Here is a 23179-nt window from a genome sequence, read left to right as displayed (position 1 = left end):
ACAGCCTTACCAAATATTATCACCATTAATATTTTAATTATTTGTTCTTGGTACTTGATAAATTCGATTAAATACGCTAATAATTGAGGGTACAAACTTGTCACTTCCTTTTTGGGTAGTTTTGTGTGTGGTAACCTCAACTAACACCAAAATCCAGGGGGTGGCAAGTTTTTTTGCGTAAAAGACTATAAAACCAACGATTATTAGCGATTTATATATATAAGTTTTGACAATACGGATTTGAAGGAGGGGGTTAGGGTATGGAAAAATATATTTTGTCTTTAGATCAAGGTACGACAAGTTCACGGGCGATTTTATTCAATAAAGAAGGAACGATTGAACATGTATCGCAAAGAGAATTTAAACAATATTTTCCTCGGTCTGGTTGGGTTGAACATAATGCCAATGAAATTTGGAGTTCAATTTTATCAGTGATTGCGACTGTGCTGACGGAAAAAAATATCCATCCTGAACAGATTGCAGGAATCGGTATTACAAATCAACGGGAAACAACAGTTGTATGGGATAAAACAACAGGTGAACCAATATATAATGCCATCGTATGGCAATCTAGACAAACTGCGGATATTTGTAATCAACTTATAGATGAAGGACATAGTGATTTATTTAAAGAAAAAACGGGATTAATTATTGATGCATATTTTTCCGGAACGAAAGTAAAATGGATTCTTGATAATGTTGAAGGTGCAAGAGAAAAAGCTGAGCGAGGCGAGTTGTTATTCGGTACGATCGATACATGGATTATTTGGAAGCTAACGGAGGGTAAGGTGCATGTAACCGATTATTCAAACGCGTCGAGAACTTTAATGTACAATATTTTCGAATTAAAATGGGATGAAGAACTATTGAATATTTTAAATATCCCAAAATCAATGCTTCCAGAAGTTCGACCCTCATCAGAAGTTTATGGAAATGTATCAAAGAAACATTTCTTTGGAGTAGAAGTGCCGATTTCGGGAATAGCTGGAGACCAACAAGCTGCACTATTTGGCCAAGCATGTTTTGAAGAAGGAATGGTGAAAAATACATACGGCACTGGTTGCTTTATGTTAATGAATACAGGAGAGAAAGCAATTCATTCCAATCAAGGTCTTTTAACAACGATTGCATGGGGGATTGATGGAAAAGTTGAATATGCTTTGGAAGGAAGTATTTTCGTAGCAGGTTCAGCCATTCAATGGTTACGTGATGGACTTCGAATGTTTAGAAATTCTTCCGAAAGTGAACGTTATGCAGCAAAAGTAACTAGTTCTGAAGGTGTCTATGTGGTTCCTGCCTTTGTAGGACTAGGGACGCCATATTGGGATAGTGACGTGCGTGGTGCTGTCTTTGGATTAACGCGAGGTACAACTAAAGAACATTTTATTCGAGCTACATTAGAATCTTTAGCTTATCAAACAAAAGATGTTCTTAGTGCAATGGAAGCAGATTCAAACATCACCCTTAAAGGTTTACGAGTGGACGGGGGAGTTGTTAAAAATAATTTATTAATGCAATTTCAAGCAGATCTCTTAGATGTTCCTGTAGAGCGTCCGGCCATCAATGAAACAACTGCTCTAGGTGCCGCATACTTAGCAGGGTTAGCGGTTGGATTTTGGAAAGATAAAGAAACCATCTCTAAACAGTGGAACCTTGAACAAAAATTTGAACCTAGTATGGAACAACAAAAACGAGAAAAATTATATGAAGGTTGGAAAAAGGCAGTGAGTGCTGCTCAAGTCTTTAAGTAACAAGATGGCTTCTACCAGGAAGTGGGGAAGCCTTCTTAATTTTGAGGACCAATTGTATGATGAAGATATAATGACTTATCGTACTACATAAACCACAAGTACTTCTCAAATTTATCGAGTAATAATCGTTTTCGTAACGAGAATAGGGAATAATTGATTTATTAATGTAATTTTTGCTAACAATAGGTATAATAGAACTTAATGTTAAAAATGAAGGAGTTTTACACAATGAAGCGACATGACGCGCGAGAAAAAGCGGTGCAAGTTTTGTTTCAGTTAGATAACACAGATCTTACTTTACAAGAAGCAATTGGACACATTTTAAATGAAGAAGAATCTGATACATTCTTTGAACAATTAGTTCACGGTGTGACAGAACATCTACAAGAGATTGACGAAGCACTTGAAAAGAACTTAGAGAATTGGTCTTTAAACCGTCTACCTAAAATTGAGAGAACAGTACTGCGTTTAGCGGTCTTTGAATTACTATATATGGAAGATGCACCAAGTCGCGTTGTATTAAATGAAGCAATTGAGCTTTGCAAAACGTTTGGTGATGAAAAATCTAGCAAGTTTGTAAACGGGGTTCTATCTAAATTTACACAACAATAGTTGAATGAAAGGACGTAGCAAAAATGACTAGTATTATTAATGGGAAAGAAATTGGGCAGGAAATTAGAAAATCTGTAGAAAATCGAGTTAAGGAATTAAAAGAACAAGGCTTAACTCCTGGTCTAGCGGTTATATTAGTTGGTGATAACCCTGCTTCTCAAACTTATGTACGTAACAAACAAAAATCATGTGAAGCAATCGGAATTTTTTCTGAATTAATTAAATTACCTGCTGAAGTGACTGAAGAGGAACTACTAGAACAAATTAACATCTTAAACAATCGTGATGACATTCACGGTATTTTAGTTCAATTACCTTTACCAAAACATATTAACGAAGATAATGTAATTGCAACAATTTCTCCAGAAAAAGATGTGGATGGATTCTCACCTGTAAGCGTTGGAAAAATGATGTTAGGTCAAGAAACATTCTTACCATGTACTCCATTTGGTGTTATTAAATTACTAGAGTACTCTGGAATTGAAATTGCAGGCAAACATGCAGTTGTAGTTGGAAGAAGCCATATTGTAGGTAAACCAATGGGACAACTATTGCTTCAAAAAGATGCGACTGTTACATATACTCATTCAAAAACACCAGATTTACCATCCATTACGAAACAAGCTGATATTTTAATAGCTGCAGTTGGTCGACCAAACTTTATCACAAAAGAACATGTTAAACCAGGTGCCGTAGTTATCGATGTAGGAATCAATCGTGATGAGAACAACAAGTTAACTGGTGATGTTAACTTTGCTGAGATTGAGCAAATTGCTTCACACATTACTCCGGTTCCAGGTGGAGTAGGTCCAATGACTATTACGATGTTACTTTATAACACAGTACAATCAGCGGAAAAGCAATTGTCACAGGACAAATAACAAGAAAACATGTAATATATAAAGATAGAGCTGTTTTTCTATAGAGAAACAGCTTTTATATTGGATAAAATTTTTTAATGTGTTCTATAACACGGCAATTCAAGATGAAGGAGTCGTTCCTATGACATCATCTTCATATTTAACTGTAAAAGCACTAACTAAATATATAAAAAGAAAATTTGACGCAGATCCTCATCTAAGAGAAGTTTATGTTAAAGGTGAACTGAGTAATGTTAAAATCCATACTTCAGGCCACATTTATTTCACACTAAAAGATGATACTGCCCGAATCACAGCTGCGATGTTCCGTATGAATGCAAGTAAGTTAAAATTTAGACCTGAAGAAGGTATGCAAGTATTTATTCGTGGCGAAGTGAGTGTCTATGAAGCTTCTGGTGTTTATCAACTTTATGCACATTCTATGGAACCTGATGGAGTAGGTGGACTATTCGTAGCTTTTAATCAACTAAAAGAACGATTAAACAAGGAAGGTTTATTTAATCCGAATTTCAAACAGCCAATACCTAAATTTCCTAAAACGGTGGGTGTGTTAACAGCTACTACAGGAGCAGCCATTCGTGATATTTGCACAACCATTACACGTCGCTATCCCTTAGCAGAAATCGTTATATATCCTACAATTGTTCAAGGGGAAAACGCTGCACCAAATATTGTGCAAAATATACAGTTAGCGAACAAACAAAAGCTCTGTGACGTCTTAATAGTAGGTCGTGGTGGTGGGTCCATTGAAGATTTATGGGCATTTAATGAAGAAATTGTTGCAAGAGCTATATTCGAGAGTAGAATACCGATAATTAGCGCGGTAGGACATGAAACAGATACAACAATTGCAGATTTTGTTGCAGATTTACGTGCTCCAACACCGACTGCAGCAGCAGAATTAGCTGTACCAAACCAACATGAATTAGTTCAGCGAATTTTACAAAATCGGTCGCAATTACACCAAATGGTTAGTTCAAAATTAGCCTACGAACGTAGTCGGTTAACAAAGCTTCAAAAAGCATACCCATTAGCAACACCAGAGCGACTATATCGTCCTTTTACTGAAAGACTAATCCAAATGGACATCCAACTTGGGAGAGCGTCACAACTATTTTTAATGAAGAAATCAGCTGAATTACAAAAATTAGATACAGCAATTAAATTACATTCACCTAAAAATGATATACAATTTTACAGTAAACAATTAGAACAAACGACAAATAGTTTAACAAGATCGATAATGACAGTTCTAAATAAGAAAAAAGATTCCTACCTCTCTGCTATTCGCACTTTAGAAGCATTAAATCCTTTGGCAATTATGTCTAGAGGATATAGTGTTTCTTACAAGAATAATAAAGTGATTAAATCTATATCACAAATTGAAAAAGGTGAAGAAATCTCAATACACTATCATGATGGTGAAGCGCAAGCTACCATTACAAAAATAATGGATAAGGGAGAGTAATCCATGGGAAATGAACAAAAATTTGCTGATGCTATGCAAGAACTTGAGGAAATTGTCCGTAAACTTGAACAAGGTGATGTGCAATTAGAGGAAGCAATTGATTTATATAAAAAAGGAATGGAATTATCTCATTTTTGCCATGACAAATTGCAAAATGCTGAAAAACAGTTAATATCTATAGTGAATGAAAATGGTGAAAAGCAAAACTTTGAACCAATAAATAATGGAGTGGACAACAACTAATGAATTTAAAACAATTTATTGATGAGAATTTACCGAAGCTAGATGAAGTGCTTTATGAATTAGTTAGAACAATTAAAGCTCCAGCTCAACTGAAAGAATCAATGTTATATTCTTTAGAAGCTGGTGGAAAAAGAATTCGTCCACTTTTTGTATTAGCTGTTTGTGATTTGTTTCATAATAAAAAAAATGAAGCATATGTAGTTGGTGCGGCAGTGGAAATGATTCATACATATTCACTTATTCACGATGATCTTCCTAGCATGGATAATGATGACATGCGTCGTGGCAAACCAACAAACCATGTAATATTTGGAGATGCACTCGCAACCCTTGCTGGAGATGCGTTAAATACATTAAGTTTTGGTGTTTTAGCTAGGATGGAAAATGTCTCTTCTGAGAAGAAGATCGAACTAATCAATTTATTAAGTGTTGCTGCTGGTGCAGAAGGGATGGTAGGTGGACAAGTACTAGATATCGATGGTGAAAACCGAAGTTTAAGCCTACCTGAACTAGAAAATGTTCATATCAATAAAACAGGTGCTCTATTACGTTTTAGTATAGAGTCCGGAGCAATCCTATCTGATGCAACGACAGAAGAAAGATCGGCACTAGTTGAATATGCACATCATATTGGTTTAGCATTCCAAATCCAAGATGATATATTAGATATCGTTGGTACAACTGAAGAGTTAGGTAAAACAGCAGGAAAAGACGTTGAAAGTCATAAGAGTACTTATCCAGCTCTACTGACTTTAGAAGGTGCTAAACAAAAATTAGAAGAACACTATGATTACGCAATTACAGCTCTTAGAAAAATTGATAAAAATACAGCAATCTTAGAAGAATTTGCACAATATATCGTAAAAAGACATAACTAAATCGGTTCAAAAACTTTTGAATTATAGTTTGCACTGTTATAATAGTAAAATCATTTTATAAATGGACTTTTATTAAAAGCAATAAGTTAAACATGTATATTTTAATATTGCATTTCATTGCACTTCGAAAACTAATTAATTATGGTTCACTTTATTTAATACTTAGATGAAAAGGTGTGTGAGAGATGGATTTAACCAAAATAACTAGTCCATCCTTTTTGAAAAATATGAATAAAAGAGAGTTGGAAATTCTAGCAAGAGATATTCGCTCTTTTCTTATTGAAAAATGTTCAATCACAGGGGGGCATATTGGTCCAAATCTTGGCGTTGTCGAGTTGACAATTGCTTTGCATAAAGCTTTCAATAGCCCAAAGGATAAATTTTTATGGGATGTAGGGCATCAAGCGTATGTGCACAAAATCCTAACTGGACGAGCAAGTCAATTTGATACGTTACGTCAATTTAAAGGGTTAAGCGGTTTCCCGAAAAGAATGGAAAGTGAACATGATGAATGGGAAACTGGTCATAGTTCGACTTCGTTATCTGCTGCAATGGGTATGGCAATTGCTCGAGATATTAAAAAAGAACGCAATTATGTCGTACCGATTATTGGTGATGGCGCGTTAACAGGTGGCATGGCACTTGAAGCGTTAAATCACATTGGCCATGAAAAAACGAATATGATTGTTATATTAAACGACAATGAAATGTCAATTGCTCCTAACGTAGGTGCCCTCCATAATATTTTAGGTCGCCTTCGTACTGCAAAAGAATACTCTAAAGCAAAAGAAGAACTAGAATCACTGATGAAAAAAATTCCAGTATTAGGCGGAAAAGTAGCAAGTACTGCTGAACGAGTGAAAGACAGTTTGAAATATTTAGTTGTATCAGGTGTATTCTTTGAAGAAATGGGCTTTAAATATTTAGGACCTATTGATGGACATGATTTCGAAGCGTTAGAAAAAACGTTAGAACATGCGAAAAAAGCGACTGGTCCAGTAATCGTTCATGTTATAACGAAGAAAGGAAAAGGCTACAAACCGGCTGAGGAAGATACTGTTGGCACATGGCATGGAACAGGTCCATATAAAATGGAGACTGGGGCATTCGTTAAAGGAAATGTACAAGGTCCAGCATGGAGTAGCTTAATATCCGAATCTGTTCGTAAATTAATGAAGAATGATCGTCGTATCGTTGCAATAACACCAGCAATGCCAGTCGGTTCTAAAATGGAAGGGATCCAACGAGATTTCCCTGATCGATTCTTTGATGTTGGAATCGCCGAACAACATGCAACGACAATGGCAGCAGGTTTAGCAACTCAAGGAATGAAACCTTACTTAGCAATTTATTCTACATTTTTACAACGTGCATATGACCAAGTCTTACATGACATTGCGCGTCCAAATTTAAATGTATTTATTGGAATAGATCGTTCTGGTTTAGTTGGTGCTGATGGTGAAACGCATCAAGGTGTGTTTGATATTGCCTTTTTACGCCACATTCCAAATATCGTCCTTATGATGCCAAAAGACGAAAATGAAGGTCAACATATGGTAAAAACGGCGCTCGAATATAACGATGGTCCAATTGCACTCCGTTATCCTCGTGGTAATGGAATTGGAGTACCACTTGATGATGAATTAAAAACAATTCCTATCGGTAGTTGGGAAGTTTTAAAAGATGGTCAAGATGCCGCTATTTTAACATTTGGAACAACGATTCCAATGGCAATGGCCGCTGCTGATGAACTAACAAAACAAGGAATTAATGTGAAAGTCATTAATGCTCGATTTATCAAACCATTAGATTCTGATATGCTACATGAGCTAATGGTAAAAAATATGCCAATTCTAACTATTGAAGAGGCGGTTCTTCAAGGTGGTTTTGGAAGCGCTGTATTAGAGTTTGCAAGTGAAAACCACTATTATGATGTAGAAATTGAAAGAATGGGTATACCAGATCAATTTATTGAACAAGGAAGCGTAGATTTATTACTTGATGAAATTAATCTAACAAAAGAAGAAGCAGTTCTTCGTATTCAAAAGTTAGTAAAAAGTAATTCTACAATAGGAACGAAGCAAGTATGACAAAGCAAATAAAAGAACGTGTCGACATTTTACTAGTAGAGAGAGGGCTATGTGAGACTCGTGAAAAGGCGAAACGATCAATAATGGCTGGATTAGTTTTTTCAAACGAAACACGAATCGACAAAGCTGGAGAAAAAATTCTTGTCGATGCTCCTCTTCAAGTAAAAGGTTCTCAATTAAAATATGTAAGTCGTGGTGGTCTAAAGCTTGAAAAGGCTTTGGAAGTATTCGACATCACGGTAGAAGGTAAATTAATGTTAGACATCGGTTCCTCTACAGGTGGATTTACCGATTGTGCATTACAAAATGGAGCGAAACATTGTTATGCCCTGGATGTTGGTTCAAATCAACTAGCATGGAAAATTCGCAATGATGAACGTGTCACTGTTATGGAAAAAACGAACTTTCGTTATTCCAAACCAGAGGATTTTGGAAAAGGGTTACCAGAATTTGCAACAATTGACGTGTCATTTATTTCTTTATCGTTAATTTTACCCGTGTTAAAAACGATTCTAATTCCAGGCGGGGATGTTATAGCACTTGTCAAACCACAATTTGAAGCAGGTCGTGAAAATGTAGGGAAAAAAGGAATCGTAAAAGATCCTAAAGTTCATTTAGAAGTGTTAGAGGACACTGCATCTATGGCTACAAAAAACGGCTTTATTGTAAAAGATGCTTCTTTTTCACCGATAACAGGTGGGGAAGGAAATATTGAGTTTTTATTCCATTTGGTGAACCCAATTGATAACACGATCGAACCATTTACTCAATTTAAAGAAGTTGTTCAAGCAGCACACGATGAACTGAAAAAATAAAATTAATAAAATTATGTATAAATTATGATGAAATAATGGGTAACTCGTAATCGAGTTGCCCATTTTTCTTGTAGTTTTTAAATTGTGATGATAGTATAATTATACATAAATATTCATAAGAGGTGAACGGAATGAAGGGTCAACGTCATATGCGAATCCGAGAAATTATTACAAATAATGAAATTGAAACACAAGATGAATTAGTAGATGCTTTAAAAGAAACAGGGTATAACGTAACACAAGCTACAGTATCGAGAGACATTAAAGAATTACATTTAGTAAAAGTTCCACTACCAGATGGCCGCTATAAATATAGCTTACCTGCAGACCAACGCTTTAACCCGCTTCAAAAACTCCAACGTGCATTATCAGACGCATTTGTTAGTATTGATGGTGTATCGCATTTTTTAATGTTAAAATCATTACCGGGTAATGGTAATGCAATTGCGGTTTTAATAGATTTATTAGAATGGCCAGAAATTTTGGGTACATTATCAGGAGACGATACAATTTTAATTATTTGTCGTAGGGAAGAAGATCGAGAAAACGTGAAAGAACGTATTTTAGATTTACTATAAGATTTACAAAAATTTGAGGTGGACTTTTTGTTAAGAGAGCTTAGTATTCGTAACTTTGCAATTATTGATGAGTTAACGATTAACTTTTCTGATGGTTTAACTGTTTTAACTGGTGAAACAGGAGCAGGTAAATCCATTATTATTGATGCAGTTAATTTACTTGCAGGTGGACGAGCTTCTTACGAGTTTGTACGTCATGGTGCAAAAAAAGCTGAACTTACGGGTTTATTTAATATAACGAATGAAAATCATCCCATATTTGAAAAACTTATCGATGCAGGTCTAGAAAGTGAAGAAGGAACGATTATACTACGCCGAGATATCAGTGATAATGGAAAAAGTGTCTGTCGTATAAACGGTAAACTTGTTCCATTATCCATCTTAAGAGAAATTGGTGGTACATTAATTGATATTCATGGTCAACATGAAAGTCAAGAGTTAATGGACGAAAAGCAACATATCAATTTACTAGATTATTTTGCAAGTCAAGACATTAATAAAATAAAAGAGAAATATGTGGAAAAGTACGAAGCTTATCGTCAATTTAAAAGAGAAATACAGTCATTAAATTTAGATGAGCAACGGATTGCACAACGGATTGATTTATATCAGTTTCAAATAAAAGAGCTTGAAGATGCAAACCTTAAAATAAATGAAGAAGAAGCATTGCTAGAAGAACGCCGTCGATTATTAAATTTCCACAAAATTTTTGAACGGGCAAATGTTGCGTATGAAGCCATCTCTGGTGAACAAAAAGGCCTCGATTATGTAGGTGATGCAATGACTGCACTTACAGATATCGTTTCATTAGATGAGCAATTCCAAGAATCACAAGACGCAGTTTCAAATGCATTTTACGCTCTACAGGATGCTGCTTATCAAGTTAAAAATATCTTGGATGAGTTAGAATTTGATCCAGAACGATTAAATGAAGTAGAACAACGATTAGCTCAATATCAGACAATGAAACGTAAATATGGGTCTACTGTTGAAGAAATCTTAATTTATTTTGAAAAAATTAAAGAAGAATTATTCCAACTGCAAAATCATGATGAGGCTATTCAAAATAACGAAAAAAAATTACAAGAGATGGAAAGTGAATTAGAAAGTATTGCAGTAAAACTTTCTGACATAAGAAAACGCTGTGCAATAAAATTAAGTGATGCCATAATGGAGCAGTTACGTGATTTACATATGGAAAAAGCCAAATTTATTGTTAATTTCGAAAATCTACATAGTTTTGATACGAATGGGAAAGACTATGTATCATTCTATATATCAACAAATGTTGGTGAACCACCGAAATCATTACCGAAGATTGCATCAGGTGGAGAATTATCTCGAATTATGCTCGCGTTAAAGACTATTTTCTCTTCTTCAAATGGAGTTACTTCAATCATATTTGATGAAGTGGATACTGGGGTAAGCGGTCGTGTAGCTCAAGCAATTGCAGAAAAAATCGCTGCAATTTCAATTCACTCCCAAGTACTATGTATATCCCATTTACCGCAAGTTGCGGCGATGGCAGATCAACATTACTTAATAAGAAAACATGTTGATCAAAATCGAACATACACATCTGTATCAAATATTGATGTAGAAAATCGGATTCAAGAAGTAAGTCGAATGATGAGTGGTGCTGAAATTACAGAGTTGACGTTACAACATGCCTCTGAATTGTTGGATCTTGCTAGCATACGAAAACAAGAAATGAAAAGCATGGTGTAAGTAATTTTGTATTTGCTTAATCCCGTAATTTAATTTAAAAGCAGTCTCGCTAATGAGGCTGCTTTTTTAAAAAGGATGTAACACGACAAATATTTACCTCTCATTAATGTTGTACAACTGACACATAGTAAATGTACAAATCTTAAAGGAGGTGGACTATGAGATGCCATTTGCGTAATCTGTTGACGTTGATTTTACTTAGTGTATTAATTTTCTCGCCAAGTGCATATGCATCCGCGAAAAAATTAATACCGATGGGTGAATCAATCGGAATACAGCTGCAATTGCCATTTGTATACGTTGCACATGATGTTTTACTACCGAATGGTCAATGGCTAAAAAAAGGTGACGTTATTACAAAAGTAAACGGTGAACAAGTTTCTTCCGTAGAGAAGTTAAAACAACGGTTAGATGCCAAAGATTTAACAATTTCGGTAAAACAAAAATCAGATCAACGAGAAATTTCTTTGACGAATGAACAGGCGAATAATATTTTGCCGTTCCTCAAAGATGAAACAGATGGTATAGGTACATTAACCTTTATAGATCCGGAATCAAAGCAGTACGGAGCATTAGGGCATCAAATAATTGATAGTGTACTTAATGCACCACCTGAATTTACGAATGGATCAATATATTTAGCCTCCATTGAACAAATTAAGAAAAGTAGCCCAGGAAATCCAGGCTACAAGATTTCAGTAATTGAAAAAAATGATATTCGTTTAGGGAGTATTAAGTCTAACGATTCATATGGTATTTTTGGCAATTGGGAAAGCAATTTAAAACAAAGTTTGCGTAAACCAATTGATATTATGCATGTTGAAGATATTGAATTAGGTAAAGCGCAACTTTATACAGCCATTGAAGGGTCGCAAGTTGAAGCTTTCGACATAGATATTATAAAAATTGAAGATAATTTCCTTCAATTTATTGTGACAGATAAAAAATTATTGGAGAAAACAGGCGGAATTCTTCAAGGAATGAGCGGTAGTCCAATTATACAAAAAGGACAATTTGTTGGGGCAGTAACGCATATGTTTGTCGAACAACCAACAAAAGGTGCAGCAATTACCGTAAATGAAATGTTAAAGAAACAACCTTAATAGGGAAGAAAAGACTATACTTTAAATAAAAGTATAGTCTTTTCTTAGTTTTTTTATTAAAATTAAATGTGTCGGATGTGTGTAAATTGTTTAATACATATAGAATTTTGTCGATTCACCATGAAAGTATCGTACATTCTCATTATTTTAAAAATTTTGAAAGGTTTTCTCTAAGATATGTCGAAAATACAATTGTCAAGTATAAGAAATCTATGGCATAAATTGCGTAGAAGCCCTAAAATTTAGTAGAAAATAGTAATTCCAATCAAAGGAGGAATTTATTTGCCGAAAGTTAAAGTGGCTATTGCCGATGATAACAGAGATTTAGTAAGAACGATGGAACAATACTTCGAAAATCATCCAAATATTGAGATTGTTGCAACTGCATCAAATGGTAAACTATGTATCAAAATGTTAGAAGAATTTCAACCAGACGTATTACTTTTAGATATCATCATGCCTCATTTAGATGGATTAGGAGTTCTTGAAGCGATGTATAGTGACGAAAGATTGGCTAAAACGCAAGTCATTATGCTAACTGCCTTTGGACAAGAGGATGTCATGAAACAAGCAGTAACTTATGGGGCTTCTTACTTCATGTTAAAGCCATTTGAATTTGATCAACTCGTACAAAAAATCTTACATTGTGCTGGTCAAAAATCAGAAAATGTAAAAAAACAAAGCATCCTTCAACCTGAAGGACAAGCTAAAGTAAATCAAAGACAACTTGACACTACAATTACAAGCATTATTAAAGAAATCGGTGTTCCTGCTCATATTAAGGGCTATTCATATTTGAGAGAAGCAATCCAGATGGTTTACTACGATATTGAGCTACTTGGTTCGGTTACAAAAATTTTATACCCAGAAATTGCAAAGAAGTTCAGTACAACGCCTTCACGTGTTGAACGTGCAATTCGTCATGCTATTGAAGTAGCGTGGAACCGCGGCAACTACGAATCGATTTCTCAAATGTTTGGATACACAGTACACCATTTAAAATCAAAGCCAACTAACTCTGAGTTCATTGCAATGATTGCTGATAAAATTCGCATTGAATTGGTAGCTTCCTGATAGTAACTAAAATTTACTTTTGAAGGTATCATGAAAATCGATAATCGAGAAAATTCCTTTTGAACTTATAAATACTTATTTTAAAAGACATTTTCATTTATTGGTATACTCATACCAATAAAGGAAGGTGTCTTTTTCTTTTTCTGCAATAATTAGTTTAATTTTCTTCATTTTTACTCAAAAATCTACCAATGTAAAACTAGTAAAATAACCTATTATGCTATCACTATGACCATGAATCGTGAAAATTAAACAAATAACTACCTGTTCTGAGTTCATCACAATGAGCGCATCTAACAAATTTCAAAATTAGAACAGTAATATTGTTAGGCATTCTATTTATTTCAAGTAATTTACTCTCGAATATTATAGTAAGAAGCAAGTTATGTTTGGGGGTGAAATTATGAAAATCAACTGGAAAGTTAGACTAAGACATAGACAGTTTTGGATAGCGATTGTTTCGGCGTTGTTATTATTAGCTAATCAAGTAGCTGATATATTTGGCGTGGATATTACACTAATTAGTTCGCAAATAGAGCAAACGGTAGAAACGGTATTACTTGTTTTAGCAATGCTTGGGGTTATTATTGACCCAACCACATCCGGTGTGAAGGATAGTGATCAAGCACTGACCTATAAAAAACCAAGGAAGAAAGAAGAAGAATAAGTATTTTATAAATGATTTAGCGTAAGGATAATTTACTGCCACTCACTCTTAGTGGTAGTATTTATACTTACGCTAAAATTATTTTAGGCAAACTTTCATCTATTGCTAAAAAATTGGAAAAAACATAATGGAATGTGAGAAAGGTCTCTAAACAAAACACCAATCGTTCGATATACTAGTTAAAGGGAGGGATTTGGGTGATTGTATATAATAATGACTATCTAATGATTATTGAGGATAATGGTAAAATTTTCCTCAGAACAACTAGAAAAGGATTTCCACTAAAAAGACTTGATGAAATATTAAGAACATACCCACGTATTCGACTTACAAACTTTGCATTGTTAAAGAGTGCATTAGATACAATCGATGACCAGTTTGAAATTGGAGTTTGGCTTCCAAGTATAGAAGTTGAAGTTTCTAAAGACAAAATGTCGGCTTCGATTATCGTATACGAAACATTAGAAACAATTCGTGAAAAAAAGGACGAACTTATTGCCCAAATTAAAAATACCCTTATAGAAAATAAAATTGTTCATGGAATAACTGAAATTGATCTGAATAAGTTAGTACCAGGAAAGGCAAGTTTAATTGCTCAAGGCACAGCACCTATTCCCGGTGAAGATGCGATAATAAAATATTTAGAAATACCTGATCGAAAACCTGTGATTCAAGAAGATGGTAAGGCAAATTATTTTGATCTTAATTTTATCTTCGAAATTCAAAAAGGAGATTGGTTAGGTGAAAAAATCCCAGCTAAACCAGGAATCGATGGAATAAACGTTTATGGTGAAGCTGTACCTGCTCCTTTCGGTAAAGACACTCAGTTAAAATATGATAAAAACTCGGCAAAAGAAGTAGAGGAAAATGGCAAAATCGTATTATATGCGACTACTCGAGGTGTACTAGAAGAAAGACAAGGTCTTATTTCAGTCAATCGCCATTTACCTATTGATGGTGATGTTGGGGTTGAAACAGGGAATATTAAATTTGATGGTTCTGTTACAATTAGAGGTACGGTAATGAATGGTTTCTCTGTTGTTGCTACAGGTGATATTTCAATAGAGGGTGAAGAAGGGATAACTGGAGCGAAACTAATCCAATCATTAGAAGGTGATGTCTTTATTAAAGGTGGCATCTTCGGTGTTGGGGAAACAGAGGTAGAAGCTGGAGGTAGTATTTTTGTAAAGCATGTTAATGATGCTAAACTTTTCGCCAAAAAGGATATTGTTATTGGTTTCTATTCTTTAGGCTCATATTTAGTTGGTAATTCTGTATTGCTTGATGAACGGAAAGGTAAAATCATTGGCGGAAAAGCCGTTGCTAAAAATACAATTGTTACTGCAATTGCCGGTAATCATCTGGAACGAAGAACTGAACTTATAATTGAAAGTTTAAGTAAACATAAAGCCTATGAATTGATTCAAGAAAAGGCATCTTTATTAAAAGCAACACAAGAGGAAATCGTTCAATTAACTACGAAAATTAACCTGATTGGTGAATATAAACAAAACCTTAATCGACAGCAAGCTGCAGGACTAAACCAAATCAAACAAGAAATTGAAAAAAAGAAAGAATATGCAAAACAACTAGATCGTGAAATAAAAGAATTAATGCACGATTTAAAAAATGTCGGAAAAGAAGAAATTGTAGTTAAAAAAGAAGCCTATCCAGGGACATATATTCAAATTGGTTCAAAATCATCCTTGCTTAACAAAACAACGCAAGGTACATTCCTTTTAGAATATGGAGAGTTGAATGTTTAATGACAAGGAACATATCCATTTTTGCCCATCGCGGTGCATCCGGTTATGCGTTAGAAAATACATTTAAAGCTTTTGAAAAAGCAAAGAAAATGGGTGCAGATGGGATAGAACTTGATGTTCAATGTACAAAAGACTCTGTTCTTGTCGTTTTCCATGATATTGACTTATTCAGATTGACTGGAAAAAGGAAAAAAATAAATGAATGTACTTATGATGAACTCCAATCATACCCGTTAGGAAAACATTTTTATAGAAGATTATCGAAGGAGCGAATTCCTACTTTAGAAGAGGTTGTTCATTGGGCAATGGAAAATCAAATGCCTCTAAATATCGAATTAAAAGAAACACTGATAAATAATGTCGAAGTGTTAAACCAGTTTTTGAGGCGAATTCAGCTGCCAAAAGGTAGTCATTTTTCTTCCTTTCATGAAGAATTAATCAAAAATGTAAAAATGCAACGACCTGATTTTGAAACGGCATTCATCATTACAAAAAAATTTAATTGGAATGAATTAAGTCCAAACATTCACTATGACGCTATTCATGCTCATAAAAGATACTATAAACATGACTTATTGGAATTATGTAAAAAGGCGAATAAACGGATACGATTTTATAGTGTAGTGGGTATAGAACCATTTTTATCTGACCCCCATCCTGCAGTTATTGGGTGGATTACAGATTATCCTAATAAAGTCGCAAAAAAAGTCAGTAAAAAATAAACAGACGTTCAAAAAGTAGGGGATTAAAAACCTTTCATTTGAACGTCTGTTTTTTATTTCTGTTTCTGAAATTTTGGAGCAACCTTTCCGTTTTTTCGATCGCGGTGTAATAAAAAACCTGCAAAAAAACCAAGACCAATTAAAAAGAAAATAATGCCAATTATAAATTGTAACCATAACCAAGGGAAAGGTGAAATTAGTTTTCCAAATAAAGTATCTCTCATAAATTTTATTCCTGCCCCAGCCATAACTGCAGGGATGAGCAATACGATAAAAGCTAGCATTCTTGCCATTCTATGTACCCTCCTAACAACTACTTTCATTTTACAATTGTCCTAAAGAAAGTCAAGAAACGATAAAAAAATACATAAGATAGAATAATGTTAATAATCAGAATATTGCTAATACAATAATTTAATCTTTTATAGTTGCTTATTCTCGAAATAGAAAGTATTGTAAAAATAAGCTAGTGAATTGTTAGGGAATTAATGATTTTTTTAGCTAATTCTTTTTAATTTACAGAAAGAAAACGCTTTCTTATGAAAGGGGACTGCATCATGGAAATTTTTAATTATATGGAAAAGTATGATTATGAACAACTAGTATTCTGTCAGGACAAAGCATCTGGTTTAAAAGCAATTATTGCGATACATGACACAACACTTGGGCCAGCATTAGGTGGAGCAAGAATGTGGACGTACGCAACAGAGGATCAAGCAATTGAAGACGCTCTTAGACTAGCAAGGGGAATGACATATAAAAATGCGGCAGCAGGGTTAAATCTTGGCGGAGGAAAAACGGTCATTATTGGTGACCCTTTCAAGGATAAAAACGAAGAAATGTTTAGAGCATTGGGCCGCTTTATTCAAGGCTTAAATGGTCGTTATATTACAGCAGAAGATGTAGGAACAACAGTAACAGATATGGACCTTATTCATGAAGAAACGGACTATGTAACAGGTATTTCTCCTACATTTGGCTCATCAGGTAACCCTTCACCTGTAACTGCTTATGGCGTTTACCTTGGAATGAAAGCAGCAGCGAAAGAGGCATTTGGAGTTGATCATCTAGAAGGGCGTACAGTTGCAGTTCAGGGGCTAGGAAACGTTGCATATACATTATGTGAATATCTCCATAAAGAAGGTGCAAAACTCGTTGTAACAGATATTAATAAAAAAGCAGTAGAACGAGTTGTGAAAGATTTTAATGCGGTAGCGGTAGATCCAGATGATATTTACAAACAAGATGTTGATATTTTCTCACCTTGTGCATTAGGTGCAATTATAAATGACGAAACTATTCCACAACTAAAAGCAAAAGTTATTGCAGGTTCTGCGAATAACCAGTTAAAGGATTCAAAACACGGTCAGATTATCCATGAACTTGGCATTGCGTATGCACCTGATTATGTTATCAATGCTGGTGGTGTTATAAACGTAGCGGATGAATTATACGGTTATAATCGTGAACGTGCGATGAAACGCGTAGAAACGATTTATGATAGCATTTCAAAAATTTTCGAAATCTCAAAACAAGAAGGTATCCCTACTTACTTAGCGGCAAATCGATTAGCAGAAGAACGTATTGCCCGAGTATCAAAATCTAGAAAACAATTTTTACGAAACGAAAAAAACATATTGAATGGAAGATAAAAAGGGCTGTCTAAAAGTAATTACTTTTGGACTGTCGCTCTTGCTTTCGTTGCAAATAAATTGTGACCACTGTAGGAGCACTATTCTAAAGTTGAAATTTATTACTAAACAAGGCTGAGTTTAAAGTCATTTTAACTCAGCCCCTACTTGCTAGGAGGGGTATGTTTGGCTCGTGAGTACGATGTTGTCATTTTAGGTGGTGGAACGGGTGGCTATGTAGCAGCAATCCGCGCATCCCAATTAGGTTTAAAAACTGCCATTGTAGAGAAAGAAAATCTTGGTGGGACTTGCCTTCATAAAGGGTGTATTCCAAGTAAAGCATTGTTACGTAGTGCGGAAGTATATAGACAATCACAAAATGCTCAAAACTATGGTATTGAAATTCAAGGGGTAACATTAAACTTCTCTGCGGTACAGAAACGCAAACAAACCATTGTTGATACATTGCATCAGGGTGTAAAAGGTTTAATGAAAAAGGGGAAAATCGATGTTTTTTATGGGACAGGTAGAATACTAGGTCCTTCAATTTTTTCACCAATGCCCGGTACGATTTCCGTTGAGATGAATGATGGTTCTGACAATGAAATGATTATTCCCAAAAATGTAATCATCGCAACTGGATCAAAACCTCGAAGTTTAGATGGAATTGATGTTGATGGAAAACATATTTTATTTTCAGATCATGCATTACAAATGGAGCAATTACCGAAGTCCATGACAATTGTAGGTGGGGGAGTAATCGGAATTGAATGGGCATCCATGTTAAATGACTTTGGTGTAGAAGTAACCGTTCTCGAATATGGGAATTCTATCTTACCAACAGAAGATTTAGAGATTGCTAAAGAAGTAGAGAAGTTATTAAAAAATCGAGGTATTACAATCCAAACAAATGCAAAACTACAAAGTTGCACATCTAAAGAAGATAACACCGTTGAAATTATTGCAAACATAGAGGATAAAGAAACGACATTCCATACAGAAAAAGTATTAATCGCTGTTGGAAGAACTGGTAATATCCAAAATATTGGATTAGAGAATACAGAAATTGAAAGTGATTCCGGTTTTATTAAAGTTAATGAAAACTTTCAAACAAAGGAAAAACATATATACGCAATCGGGGATGTTATTGGAGGAATGCAACTGGCCCATATTGCTTCCCATGAGGGGCTAGCAGCAATTGAACATATTGTTCATGGAACAGTAAAAAGTATTAACTATAAAAATGTGGCTCGTTGTATTTATAGTTATCCTGAAGTGGCAAGTGTTGGTTTAACAGAAACGGAAGCAATTCAATTAGGACATGCTGTAAAAATCGGCAAATTTCCATTTAAAGCTGTTGGAAAAGCTTTAGTGTATGGACAATCTGAAGGTTTCGTTAAAATTATTGGGAATAAAGAGACGAATGATATTCTTGGTGTGCATATGGTAGGACCGCATGTAACCGATATGATTTCAGAGTCAGCATTAGCTATGTTGCTAGATGCAACACCATGGGAAATTAGTGAAACGATTCATCCTCATCCGTCTTTAAGTGAAGTAATTGGGGAAGCGGCACTAGCAGTTGACGGAAGAGCAATTCACTTTTAAATATCATAATTCAGTATAGATGATTAATAGATATTAATAGTACAAGGGTAATTTATTACGGAATCATTGAAAGAATGCATTTAAGATTTTACATCATTTCATAATTTTTTAGTCTTGCAAGCAAAGTAATCGTTATTGCTTTGAAAGGGGATGAATAAATGACAAATGAGAGATTACATCACCAACAATTAGGATTGTCAGATGATGAAGTGTTAAAAATGTATGAAACAATGTTAATGGCAAGAAGACTTGATGAAAGAATGTGGCTATTAAACCGTGCAGGGAAAATTCCATTTGTAATTTCTTGCCAGGGACAAGAAGCGGCTCAGGTAGGGGCTGCATTTGCCCTCGATAATACAAAAGATTACATTGCTCCATATTATCGAGATATGGGAGTTGTACTTCATTTTGGCATGACACCAAAAGAATTAATGTTATCTGCATTTGCAAAAGCAGAAGATCCGAACTCCGGTGGCAGACAAATGCCTGGACACTTTGGTCAAAAGAAAAATCGAATTCTTTCAGGCTCATCTCCTGTGGCTACACAAGTTCCGCATGCAGTAGGTGTTGCATTGGCTGGGAAAATGCAAAATAAAGACTATATTTCCTTTGTAACTCTTGGCGAAGGCTCTACAAATCAAGGTGATTTTCATGAAGGAGCAAACTTTGCAGGTGTCCATAAATTGCCTGTCATCATCATGGTAGAAAATAATCAATATGCAATTTCAGTACCTGTTGAACGCCAATTAGGCTGTGCAAAAGTATCAGATCGAGCGATTGGTTATGGCATGGTAGGGGTTACAGTTGATGGTAAAAATCCATTAGAAGTGTATAAAGTTGTAAAAGAAGCAGCTGATCGTGCAAGAACTGGTGGGGGTCCAAGTTTAATTGAAACGGTTACTTACCGTTTAACAGCACATTCTTCTGATGATGATGACAGACAATATCGTTCTGCTGAAGATATCGCAGAAGGGAAAGCAAATGATCCGATTATTTTATTTGAAAACTATTTAAAGAATGTGAAGGTTGCAACAGATGAGTTGCTAGCAACTATGAATGAACGTGTTATGCAAATTGTAAATGAAGCAACAGATTACGCAGAAAATGCCCCTTATGCAGCTCCAGAGCATGCGAGGAAGTACGTATACTGGGAAGGAGATGAAAGGTAATGGCAGTAATCTCTTATATTGAAGCGATTAATCTAGCGATGAAGGAAGAAATGGAACGAGATGAAGGTGTATTCGTTCTTGGAGAAGATGTTGGGCGTAAAGGTGGGGTATTCAAAGCAACACAAGGGCTTTATGACCAATTTGGAGAATATCGTGTCCTTGATACTCCTTTAGCGGAAAGTGCGATTGCAGGTGTGGCAATTGGTGCTGCAATGGTAGGAATGCGCCCAATTGCAGAAATGCAATTTGCAGATTTTATTATGCCAGCAGTAAATCAAATTGTCTCTGAAGCAGCTAAAATACGCTATCGTTCAAATAATGATTGGAGCTGTCCAATTGTTGTCCGTGCTCCCTTTGGTGGTGGAATCCATGGCGCCCTTTATCATTCGCAATCGGTTGAAGCGCTATTTGCAGGAACTCCAGGGCTAAAAATCGTTATACCTTCCACTCCATATGATGCGAAGGGCTTATTAAAAGCTGCAATACGAGACGAGGATCCTGTTTTATTCTTTGAACACAAACGTGCTTACCGATTAATCAAAGGGGAAGTTCCGACTGAAGATTATATCGTACCGATAGGAAAGGCAGATGTTAAACGGCAGGGTGATGATATTACTGTAATAACATATGGTCTTGCAGTACATTTTGCCCTCCAAGCTGCAGAACGATTAGCAATGGATGGAATTGAAGCACATATTCTAGATCTACGTACTATCTATCCACTAGATAAAGAATCGATTATTGAAGCAGCTAGTAAAACGGGAAAAGTGTTGTTAATTACTGAGGATAATAAAGAAGGAAGTATCATGAGTGAAGTAGCGGCCATTATTGCAGAACATTGTTTGTTTGAACTGGATGCACCAATTCAGCGCCTTGCTGGTCCAGATGTGCCTGCAATGCCTTATGCTCCGACAATGGAAAAATATTTCATGATTAATCCTGAAAAAATAGAAGTAGCAATGAGAGATTTAGCAGCATTCTAGCTCAAGTAGGGGGTATTTTAGGTGGCAAATCAACAAATATTAATGCCTCAGTTAGGAGAAAGTGTTACAGAAGGCACGATAGAAAGATGGCTTGTGAAACCAGGGGATAAAGTAAATAAATATGACCCACTAGCTGAAGTTGTAACAGATAAAGTAAATGCAGAAATACCTTCTTCCTTTTCTGGTGTTATTACTGAACTGATAGCAAATGAGGGAGAAACACTTCCAGTTGGAGCAGTCGTGTGTACGATAGAAGTGGAAGAAGCAAAACAAGAAGAGCAGAAACAAGTAACATCGAACATAAGTGCAGCAATTTTAAATGCGGGTAGTATGAAGAAACCTACGAATGCATCACCTCAAAAGAAGCGCTACTCCCCAGCTGTCTTAAAACTCGCACAAGAACATAATATTGATCTTCAAGTAATTAAAGGAACTGGTTTAGAAGGTCGTATTACACGAAAAGATGTATTGAACTATCTCGAAGCTGGACACTCAACAAAACAGCAAAAAGTAGCTACTAATGTAGTGCCACAAGAAGTTCCACAACAATCTAAAGTGGACAAACAAACTGATAATTTACAAGAGACGAAGATTTCGCCAATTTCATCTTCTCAAGACATAGAAATTCCTGTTACATCCATTCGTCGTGCCATTGCAAATAATATGGTTCGAAGTAAACAAGAAGTACCTCATGCATGGATGATGATAGAAGCGGATGTAACAGAACTTGTTGCATATCGCAATAAAATAAAAGATGAATTTAAAAAACGTGAAGGTTATAATTTAACATATTTTGCCTTTTTCGTAAAAGCAATTGCACAGGCCTTAAAAGAGTTTCCTCAAATGAATTCTGTATGGGCTGGCGATAAAATTATACAAAAAAAGGATATAAATATTTCCATAGCTGTGGCAACAGATGATGCGTTATTTGTTCCTGTCATAAAAAATGCAGATGACAAAACGGTGAAAGGTATAGCGAAAGAGATTCATGAATTGTCAACCCTTGTGCGTTCTGGGAAACTTCGACCTGAACATATGCAAGGTGGTACTTTCACGGTGAACAATACGGGTTCATTTGGATCTGTACAATCTATGGGAATAATCAATTATCCTCAAGCTGCTATTGTACAAGTGGAATCAATTGTAAAAAGACCGGTAATCATGCATGATAACATGTTTGCAGCACGTGATATGGTAAATTTATGTTTATCTTTAGATCACAGAATTTTAGATGGATTGATTTGTGGGAAATTTCTAAATAAAGTGAAAGATATCGTCGAAAAAACAAATTATAATGCGAATTCGATTTTTTAAATCGTAGCGGAAGCCTTAAATATCAGGCTTCCGTTTATTTTTTTGCTTTATTGCGAAGGCTTTGTAATGTAGAATAATATTATATTTTTTAAAGGGGG

General features: G+C 35.2%; 21 protein-coding genes. 20 read left to right on the top strand and 1 reads right to left on the bottom strand.

Features of this window, described 5'->3' with window-relative positions:
- Positions 1-260: 260 nt before the first annotated feature.
- The 15 genes from glpK to D8M03_RS11050 all read left to right on the top strand — a co-directional run bounded on the left by glpK (position 261) and on the right by D8M03_RS11050 (position 16376).
- Complete coding sequence (glpK, locus tag D8M03_RS11120) at positions 261-1751, top strand: glycerol kinase GlpK (protein ID WP_121214852.1); 1491 nt, start codon at positions 261-263, stop codon at positions 1749-1751.
- A 228-nt stretch (positions 1752-1979) separates the two neighbouring features.
- The gene (gene nusB / locus D8M03_RS11115) at positions 1980-2363 is read left to right on the top strand and encodes a transcription antitermination factor NusB (protein WP_121214851.1); all 384 of its coding nucleotides are present in this window, start codon (positions 1980-1982) and stop codon (positions 2361-2363) included.
- Positions 2364-2386: 23 nt separating this feature from the next.
- Positions 2387-3244: a bifunctional methylenetetrahydrofolate dehydrogenase/methenyltetrahydrofolate cyclohydrolase FolD gene (gene folD / locus D8M03_RS11110; protein ID WP_121214850.1), complete on the top strand. Its 858-nt coding sequence runs from the start codon at positions 2387-2389 to the stop codon at positions 3242-3244.
- A 121-nt stretch (positions 3245-3365) separates the two neighbouring features.
- Entirely contained in the window at positions 3366-4712 is a 1347-nt protein-coding gene (xseA, locus tag D8M03_RS11105; protein ID WP_121214849.1) for an exodeoxyribonuclease VII large subunit, read from the top strand.
- Between the two features lie 3 nt (positions 4713-4715).
- Entirely contained in the window at positions 4716-4955 is a 240-nt protein-coding gene (locus D8M03_RS11100; RefSeq protein ID WP_121214848.1) for an exodeoxyribonuclease VII small subunit, read from the top strand.
- On the top strand, positions 4955-5833 hold the full coding sequence (locus D8M03_RS11095) for a polyprenyl synthetase family protein (protein ID WP_121214847.1): 879 nt from the start codon (positions 4955-4957) through the stop codon (positions 5831-5833). The genes D8M03_RS11100 and D8M03_RS11095 overlap by 1 nt, the downstream gene beginning before the upstream one ends.
- A 185-nt stretch (positions 5834-6018) precedes the next feature.
- The gene (gene dxs / locus D8M03_RS11090) at positions 6019-7923 is read left to right on the top strand and encodes a 1-deoxy-D-xylulose-5-phosphate synthase (protein WP_121214846.1); all 1905 of its coding nucleotides are present in this window, start codon (positions 6019-6021) and stop codon (positions 7921-7923) included.
- Positions 7920-8738, top strand: coding sequence for a TlyA family RNA methyltransferase (locus D8M03_RS11085; protein ID WP_121214845.1), 819 nt, complete (start codon positions 7920-7922; stop codon positions 8736-8738). Before dxs ends, D8M03_RS11085 begins: the two co-directional genes overlap by 4 nt.
- Before the next feature lie 131 nt (positions 8739-8869).
- Positions 8870-9316, top strand: coding sequence for a transcriptional regulator AhrC/ArgR (gene ahrC, locus D8M03_RS11080; RefSeq protein WP_121214844.1), 447 nt, complete (start codon positions 8870-8872; stop codon positions 9314-9316).
- Positions 9317-9343: 27 nt separating this feature from the next.
- Entirely contained in the window at positions 9344-11044 is a 1701-nt protein-coding gene (gene recN / locus D8M03_RS11075) for a DNA repair protein RecN (RefSeq protein ID WP_121214843.1), read from the top strand.
- Between the two features lie 158 nt (positions 11045-11202).
- Positions 11203-12147 carry a SpoIVB peptidase S55 domain-containing protein gene (locus D8M03_RS11070; RefSeq protein WP_121214842.1) on the top strand — a complete coding sequence of 315 codons (945 nt, stop codon included), beginning with the start codon at positions 11203-11205 and terminating at the stop codon, positions 12145-12147.
- Positions 12148-12429: 282 nt separating this feature from the next.
- Positions 12430-13221, top strand: a complete 792-nt coding sequence (spo0A, locus tag D8M03_RS11065) for a sporulation transcription factor Spo0A (protein ID WP_121214841.1) — start codon at positions 12430-12432, stop codon at positions 13219-13221.
- Positions 13222-13624: 403 nt separating this feature from the next.
- Complete coding sequence (locus tag D8M03_RS11060; protein ID WP_211330909.1) at positions 13625-13888, top strand: phage holin; 264 nt, start codon at positions 13625-13627, stop codon at positions 13886-13888.
- Between the two features lie 197 nt (positions 13889-14085).
- Entirely contained in the window at positions 14086-15654 is a 1569-nt protein-coding gene (locus D8M03_RS11055; protein ID WP_121214840.1) for a FapA family protein, read from the top strand.
- The gene (locus D8M03_RS11050; protein WP_121214839.1) at positions 15654-16376 is read left to right on the top strand and encodes a glycerophosphodiester phosphodiesterase; all 723 of its coding nucleotides are present in this window, start codon (positions 15654-15656) and stop codon (positions 16374-16376) included. The genes D8M03_RS11055 and D8M03_RS11050 overlap by 1 nt, the downstream gene beginning before the upstream one ends.
- Positions 16377-16429: 53 nt before the next feature.
- On the opposite strand, the gene D8M03_RS11045 is transcribed toward D8M03_RS11050, so the two are convergent.
- Positions 16430-16669 (bottom strand): DUF2627 domain-containing protein, encoded by a 240-nt coding sequence (locus tag D8M03_RS11045; RefSeq protein WP_121214838.1) that lies wholly within the window; start codon positions 16667-16669, stop codon positions 16430-16432.
- 264 nt (positions 16670-16933) lie between these two features.
- Here D8M03_RS11045 and D8M03_RS11040 point away from each other — a divergent pair, with 264 nt between their 5' ends.
- The 5 genes from D8M03_RS11040 to D8M03_RS11020 all read left to right on the top strand — a co-directional run bounded on the left by D8M03_RS11040 (position 16934) and on the right by D8M03_RS11020 (position 23081).
- Positions 16934-18028, top strand: a complete 1095-nt coding sequence (locus tag D8M03_RS11040; RefSeq protein ID WP_121214837.1) for a Leu/Phe/Val dehydrogenase — start codon at positions 16934-16936, stop codon at positions 18026-18028.
- 165 nt (positions 18029-18193) lie between these two features.
- Positions 18194-19615, top strand: a complete 1422-nt coding sequence (gene lpdA / locus D8M03_RS11035) for a dihydrolipoyl dehydrogenase (RefSeq protein WP_121214836.1) — start codon at positions 18194-18196, stop codon at positions 19613-19615.
- Positions 19616-19773: 158 nt separating this feature from the next.
- Positions 19774-20784: a thiamine pyrophosphate-dependent dehydrogenase E1 component subunit alpha gene (locus D8M03_RS11030; protein ID WP_121214835.1), complete on the top strand. Its 1011-nt coding sequence runs from the start codon at positions 19774-19776 to the stop codon at positions 20782-20784.
- Positions 20784-21767, top strand: a complete 984-nt coding sequence (locus tag D8M03_RS11025; protein WP_121214834.1) for an alpha-ketoacid dehydrogenase subunit beta — start codon at positions 20784-20786, stop codon at positions 21765-21767. The genes D8M03_RS11030 and D8M03_RS11025 overlap by 1 nt, the downstream gene beginning before the upstream one ends.
- Positions 21768-21809: 42 nt before the next feature.
- Positions 21810-23081 carry a dihydrolipoamide acetyltransferase family protein gene (locus D8M03_RS11020; RefSeq protein ID WP_414674157.1) on the top strand — a complete coding sequence of 424 codons (1272 nt, stop codon included), beginning with the start codon at positions 21810-21812 and terminating at the stop codon, positions 23079-23081.
- Positions 23082-23179: the final 98 nt, after the last annotated feature.

Source organism: Ureibacillus endophyticus (assembly GCF_003628435.1).
Taxonomy (GTDB): Bacteria; Bacillota; Bacilli; order Bacillales_A; family Planococcaceae; genus Ureibacillus; species Ureibacillus endophyticus.
The sequence above is the reverse complement of the archived record's forward strand: the minus strand, read 5'-3'. Positions and strand labels throughout refer to the sequence as shown.